General features: G+C 63.0%; 3 protein-coding genes. All 3 read left to right on the plus strand.

All coding sequences use genetic code 11. The features are described from left to right. Window positions 1-91: 91 nt before the first annotated feature. The 3 genes from P7F28_RS02785 to P7F28_RS02795 all read left to right on the plus strand — a co-directional run bounded on the left by P7F28_RS02785 (window position 92) and on the right by P7F28_RS02795 (window position 6184). Window positions 92-3226, plus strand: coding sequence for a PAS domain S-box protein (locus tag P7F28_RS02785; RefSeq protein ID WP_277182915.1), 3135 nt, complete (start codon window positions 92-94; stop codon window positions 3224-3226). A 145-nt stretch (window positions 3227-3371) separates the two neighbouring features. Continuing rightward, window positions 3372-4829 (plus strand): HAMP domain-containing sensor histidine kinase, encoded by a 1458-nt coding sequence (locus tag P7F28_RS02790; protein WP_277182916.1) that lies wholly within the window; start codon window positions 3372-3374, stop codon window positions 4827-4829. Next, on the plus strand, window positions 4814-6184 hold the full coding sequence (locus tag P7F28_RS02795) for a sigma-54 dependent transcriptional regulator (RefSeq protein ID WP_277182917.1): 1371 nt from the start codon (window positions 4814-4816) through the stop codon (window positions 6182-6184). The genes P7F28_RS02790 and P7F28_RS02795 overlap by 16 nt, the downstream gene beginning before the upstream one ends. Window positions 6185-6356: the final 172 nt, after the last annotated feature.

Genomic DNA, 6356 nt, shown 5'->3' on the forward strand with positions numbered 1-6356 from the left:
AGGTTAAGCGATCATGGCATGTGATCCATAAGCTGACTTCGTATTCACCCGTCATCAGCGCAATCGCCGAAACTCTTACTGGCGGGTGAAAATGCTTAACAATCCGATCAAATCGTCCTTCACTCCAGCCGATGTAGAAGCGGTGGAGAGAAGCCTTGGGCGGATCGCCTTTGCGCCGGACGGCAGCATCCTTCGTGTGAACGAGCGCTTTCTGGAGTTGTTCGACTACAAGGGCTGGGAACTGGTCGGACGCAATCGCAGCATCTTCAGACCGCTGACAAACGGCGCAAATGCGCTGGACGAGATCGATACGGTCTTCGAATCCGCCAAAGCCTTCTTCGGTGAGATGCAGCAACTCAAGCGCGATGGCACGTCGTTCTGGACCGAAGTGTCGTGCATACCGGTCGCGGGCGCAGACGGCTCGGTCAGCGAGATCGTCATGCTGGTGCGCGATGTCACCGGCCGCATGATGTCGGCTGTCGATGACGCCGGCCAGATCGCCGCGATCAATACTTCGCAGGCCGTAATACATTTCGCGATGGACGGCACGATTCTGCACGCCAACGAGATGTTTCTGGACGCGACCGGCTACGCGCTCGATGAAGTCGTCGGCAAGCATCACCGCCTGTTCGTCGCCGACGACGAAGCAGCCGATCCATCCTACGCCGCGTTCTGGGCGAGCTTGCGCGAAGGTTCGCACGCGTCGGGCGAATATCGGCGATTCCGCAAGGACGGGCGCGCCGTGTGGCTGCGCGCGACCTACAACCCCATTCTCGATCTCGACGGACGTCCGTTCAAGATCGTCAAATACGCCGTCGATGTCACGTCGGAGAAGATGCAGAACGCCGATTTCGAAGGTCAGATTGCGGCGATCGACAAGTCGCAGTGCATCGTGACCTTCGCGCCCGACGGCACCATTCTCGACGCCAACCGCAACTTCCTCGAAGCAGTCGGCTACACGATGGAAGAACTCGAAGGCCGCCATCATCGCATGTTCGTCGATCCCGCCTACGCGCACAGTTTGGATTACGAAATATTCTGGAGCGATCTGGCCGCCGGACGTCACCGCAGCGGCGAGTTTCGGCGCATTGGCCGCGACAAGCGCGATATCTGGCTGCAAGCCATCTACAGCCCGGTGCTCGATCAGGACGGCCGGCCGTTCAAGATCGTCAAATATGCGACCGTGGTCACGCGCGAAAAGCTGCGTCAGGCGGACCATCAAGGCCAGATCGCAGCGATCCACAAATCGCAGAGCGTGGTCGCCTTCAATGTCGATGGCACGATTCTCGACGCCAACGACAACTTCCTCGATCTGACGGGCTATCGTTTGTCGCAAGTTATCGGCCGCCATCATTCGATGTTCGTCTCATCAGAAGAACGCGATAGCGAAGCCTACGGAAAGTTCTGGCAAGCGCTCGCCACCGGTCAGTATCAGGCAGGTGAATTCAAGCGCGTGGGCCGCGATGGCCGGGAGATCTGGCTGCAGGCTTCCTACAATCCGATCCTCGATATGAACGGGCGCACCTTCAAGGTCGTCAAGAACGCCGTCGATGTGACCGAGCAGAAGCTGCGTCAAGGCGATTACGAAGGACAGATCGCCGCGATCAACAAATCGCAGAGCGTTGTCTCGTTCGATATGGACGGCAACGTGCTCGAAGCGAACGACAACTTCCTCGCGCTGATGGGCTACACGCTGCCGGAAGTGATCGGGCGGCATCATCGCATGTTCGTGGATCGCGACACCGCCGCGCATGCCGAATACGCGCGCTTCTGGAGCGATCTTCGCAAGGGCAAGTTCCTGTCGTCGAAGTTCAAGCGGATCGCCGCGAACGGGTCGGAGGTCTGGATTCAGGCGTCGTACAACCCGATCTACGATCTGAACGGCAAGCCCTTCAAGATCGTCAAGATCGCCGCCGATATCACCGCCGATGTCTCGCTCGCCGCCGATCTTTCGCGCGCCCAGAAAGAAGTCCAGCACGATCCTGCGACGGGTCTGCCGAACCGCCTCGGCCTGCGCAAATTCATGCGTCAGGCGCTGTCGGCGACGGACAGCGAACTCGCGCTGTTCTATCTCGATCTCGATCACTTCAAGCCGATCAACGATACCTTCGGCCACGATATCGGCGATCTCGTGTTGCGCACGGTCGCCGCGCGGCTGACGGGTGAACTGACGGAAGGCCAGCTCGTTGCGCGGATCGGCGGTGACGAGTTCGTGGTCGCGGCGTCGAATCTTTCGCGGCCGCAGGTCGTCGAGCTTGCGGAACGCCTGATCGAAGCCGTGTCGCAGCCGATCGCGCATGGCGAGCGCTGGCTCGAAGTCGGCTTGTCGATCGGTATTGCGCTGACGCCGCAGGACACGCTGGAAGAAGACGAGCTTTTCCGCTTCGCCGATGTCGCGCTGTATCGTTCGAAGGGGAATCAGCGTGGCACGTTCACCTTCGATGCGGAAGATGCCGAAACGTCCGCCGAGACCGAACGTCATCTCGCGCACGATATGCTGATCGCGATCAAGGCGCGCCAGTTCGATCTTGCTTGCAGCGTGCGCGTTTCAGCCAGCAACGCGATCGCCGTCGAAGTCCGGCCGTGGTGGAATCATCCCACGCTTGGAAGACTTGATACGGAATCCTATCTTCGTGTGGCTGAGCAAAGCGGTCTCGTGGTTCCGCTCGGAGACTGGATTTTGCGCGAGGCCTGCCTGCTCGCCGCGCGCATGCCTGACATTACCGTGTGCGTGCCCGTCTATCCGAAGCAACTGCTGACCAGCGACTTCGCTGAAACGCTGAAGCTGGCGCTGCGCGAGACGGGCGTGGACGCGAGCCGCATCGAATTACGGCTCGAACGCGGCACCGCACGCGTCAACACGGAAAGTCTTCGCTCCGATCTCGCCAGGCTCCGGGCGATGGGTCTCGAAGTCGTCGCCGATAGCGTGCTCGCCGGGGAAAACGCGCTGTCGAACCGCGCGTCGTGGAGCATGGATCGCGTGATGGTGGATGCGCGCCTCGGCGCCATCCTCAAGCGACAGGTCCATCCGCTCGCAAGCGAGATCGCCGCGATCGAAGCCAACGATGCGAAAACGCCCATCGCCGGCACGCGATACTTCGAGATCGACGCCCGTGCGCAGTTGCAGAGCTTCGTGGTGGTCGATACCACCGAAACCTGCGATCTCACGGACGCGCTTTGTCTGGCACAAGGCGGGAAGATTGCGATGGACGTGAAGGTTGCGTGAGATGCGCGGTTGGTCGGCGAACGAGCGCCGCGCGCAATCGCATCAGCATGCGTGACCGGGCGCGCGCATTCCGGTAAAACGTCTGAAAAGGGCTGGCGAGCGTCTTGCTTCTGCACACGCCAACCTGCAGGCAGACGGAACCAATATGCCGAGACCCTCGTTCTCAACCCAGCTTTTCGCGCTCTGGATTCTCGTCGCCATCCTGTGCGGTCTTCTGACGGCGGCGGTGTGGCTGATGCTCTCGTCCGCGCTCAGCGAACGGGTGACGCTCGCCCGGCAGCAAGCCGCCGCAGCCTGCACGGCGGTGGCATCGCGTTACGATTTGTCGATGCAGCGTTCCTCGGAAACCAACGTCGATCTGATGCACGCGGTGCTCGACCTCGTGCTGATCCGCACCGAAGGCATCGAAGGCGGCTTCTGGACGCCCGCGCCCGCCGGTTTCGTCGCGTATGCCTTCCCTACCTACGAAGGCAGCGGCGTCAAACGCGATATCCCCGAGGCCGAGACGCCGCTGATTCTGCGCACGCTTAAAGAAGTCGCCGCGTCGGGACAGTTGCAGGCCGATGTCGTATCGAACGGTGCGGACGCGGTGGTCGCGGTGGCGTGTCCGGTGCCGCGCCACGCCGATCTACTCGCCTGGATGCTCACGCGCGCGCGGCCGCCGCTCGGGCCGTACGGTGAACGCGCCGTCACCATTCTTGCCAGCGTCCTTGCGCTGATCGTGGTGCTGGCGCTGTTTCTCGCACTGGCGCTGCGTCGCTGGAAGCGCAATCTGACGCGGCTCGAACGGGCGCTCGCGCCGGATGGGGGTATCGAACGAGGTAAGCGTTTGGAACGCATGGGCGAGCGTGATCTCGATCCGATTGTCGATGCCTTCAATCGTTATATCGACCGTGCCGAGCTGCTGCGACGCGAAGCGGGGGCGCTGTCCACGAAGCTCGCACAGGCCGAGCGATTCAGCATGCTGGGCAAGATGGCCGCGCAGATCGCGCACGAAATCCGCAATCCCGCCGGCGCGATGCGTCTGAAAGCCGAAAACGCCCTCGCCGGCGATGCCACACGCCGCGAAGCCGCGCTGAAGACGATCATCGAGCAGGTCGGGCGGATCGAATCGCAGGTGACGAGTTTGCTGGCGCTGACGCAGCCGGTCACGCTGTACACGCGCGAAGTCGATCTGTCCGCGTGGCTGAACGGCATGGTTCAGACGCACGAACCGGCTGCGGAAAGCCGTCACGTCGTGCTGACGGCCGAAGCCAGGCCGAGCGAAACGCGGCCCGTCTTCGATCCCGCGCAACTGGCGCGCGCGCTCGATAATCTGATCGTCAATGCGCTGCGGCATGCGCCGCCGGGTGGCCACGTGACGGTGCGCGCGCGTGAGTCGGAGCATCGGCTGATTATTGAAGTGATCGACGATGGCCCCGGCGTGCGCGCGGATGAACGAGAGCGTATCTTCGAGCCATTCGTGACGGGCCGTCCCGATGGCTCCGGCCTCGGTCTCGCGGTCGTGCGCGAGATCGCATCGGCGCACGGCGGGCGCGTGTGCCTCGCCGACGATCCTTCTCAAACCCGCTTCGTGATCGACTTGCCGTGGCGACCATACTGATCATCGACGATGACGACGCCTTTCGCGAAGGCCTCGTCGAAACCGTGCAAGACCTCGGGCACGCAACGCTCGAAGCGCGTTCGGGCGAAGCCGCGCTCGACCTGCTGAGCGATGCAAACCCGCCCGCGTGCATCTTTCTCGACTTTCGTCTGCCGGGCGCGGACGGTCTGGCGGTGCTCGAATCGCTGCGTGTGAAGCCCGAGCTTCAGAACGTGCCGGTCGTGATGCTCACCGCGCACGCCACCAGCGACAACACCATCGGCGCGATGCGGCTGGGCGCGTTCGAGCATCTGACCAAGCCGGTCGGACGCGACGAAATCGCGACGCTGCTCGAACGCGTGCTGGCGACGCATTCTTCCGCGCATGCCGAAAAAGCCCCCGCTTTCGCCGATGAAACCGCCTCGCGCGAGCCGCAACTGCTCGGCATCAGCGAAGCCATGCGCGATGTGCAGAAGCGTCTCGGGCGCGCGGCGGGAACCAGTTCGACGGTGCTGATCAGCGGTGAAACGGGCACCGGCAAGGAAGTGGCGGCGCGCGTGCTGCATCGCGCGTCGGCGCGGGCGGACGGGCCGTTCGTCGCGGTGAACTGCGCGGCGATTCCCGAAGACTTGCTCGAAAGCGAACTGTTCGGCCACGGCAAGGGCGCATTCACCGGCGCGCAGAACGAGCGGCGCGGGCGCTTCGAGGCGGCGCACGGCGGCACGCTCTTTCTCGATGAAGTCGGCGATATGCCGCTGCCCATGCAGGCCAAACTGCTGCGCGTGCTACAGGAACGCCAGGTTACGCCGCTCGGCACCAATCGTCCGATCGATGTTGACGTGCGCGTGGTCGCGGCCACGCATCGCGATCTCCCGGCGATGGTCGCGGCGGGCACGTTCCGGCAGGATTTGCTGTATCGCCTGAATGTGATTCCGTTGCATATGCCGCCGCTGCGCGAGCGCGTGGCGGATATCCTGCCGCTCGCCGAACACTTTCTTGCGTCGCCGGACGCGCCGCGCAAACACCTTTCCGCCGATGCACAACGTCTGCTCGCCACCTTCGCGTGGCCCGGCAATGTGCGCGAACTGGCCAACGCGATCGAACGCGCATGTGCGCTCGCGCCGGGCGCGCTGCTCACACGCGAAGACTTCGCCTTTCTTTTCGATACCGCCGCGCCTTCCAGCGATGCCATTCCCGCGCATCTCGCCGAACTGCCGCTCAACGATGCCCTCGCGCAGCTCGAACGCGCGCTGATCGAGCGAGCGCTCGCGTTGAGCAATGGCAATCGCGCGGAGGCGGCGCGCAGGCTCGGCATCAGCCGACAGTCGCTGTATACGCGGATGGCGAATCTCGGCTTGTCGGGCACGGGCAACTGACGGGAAACCGGACAGCATGCGTCCGGTTCGTTGACACCTCGTTGCGCTCAAGACGCTGAAAGCTCTTGCAGCAAGCGCTCGCAGCCGATGGCACAGCCTTTGCAATTCACTCCATGTCATGTGAAGGAGTGAACCATGCAAGCGACATCGACTTATCTGAAGCCAATCGGCC

Source organism: Caballeronia sp. BR00000012568055 (genome assembly GCF_029439455.1).
GTDB lineage: Bacteria > Pseudomonadota > Gammaproteobacteria > Burkholderiales > Burkholderiaceae > Caballeronia.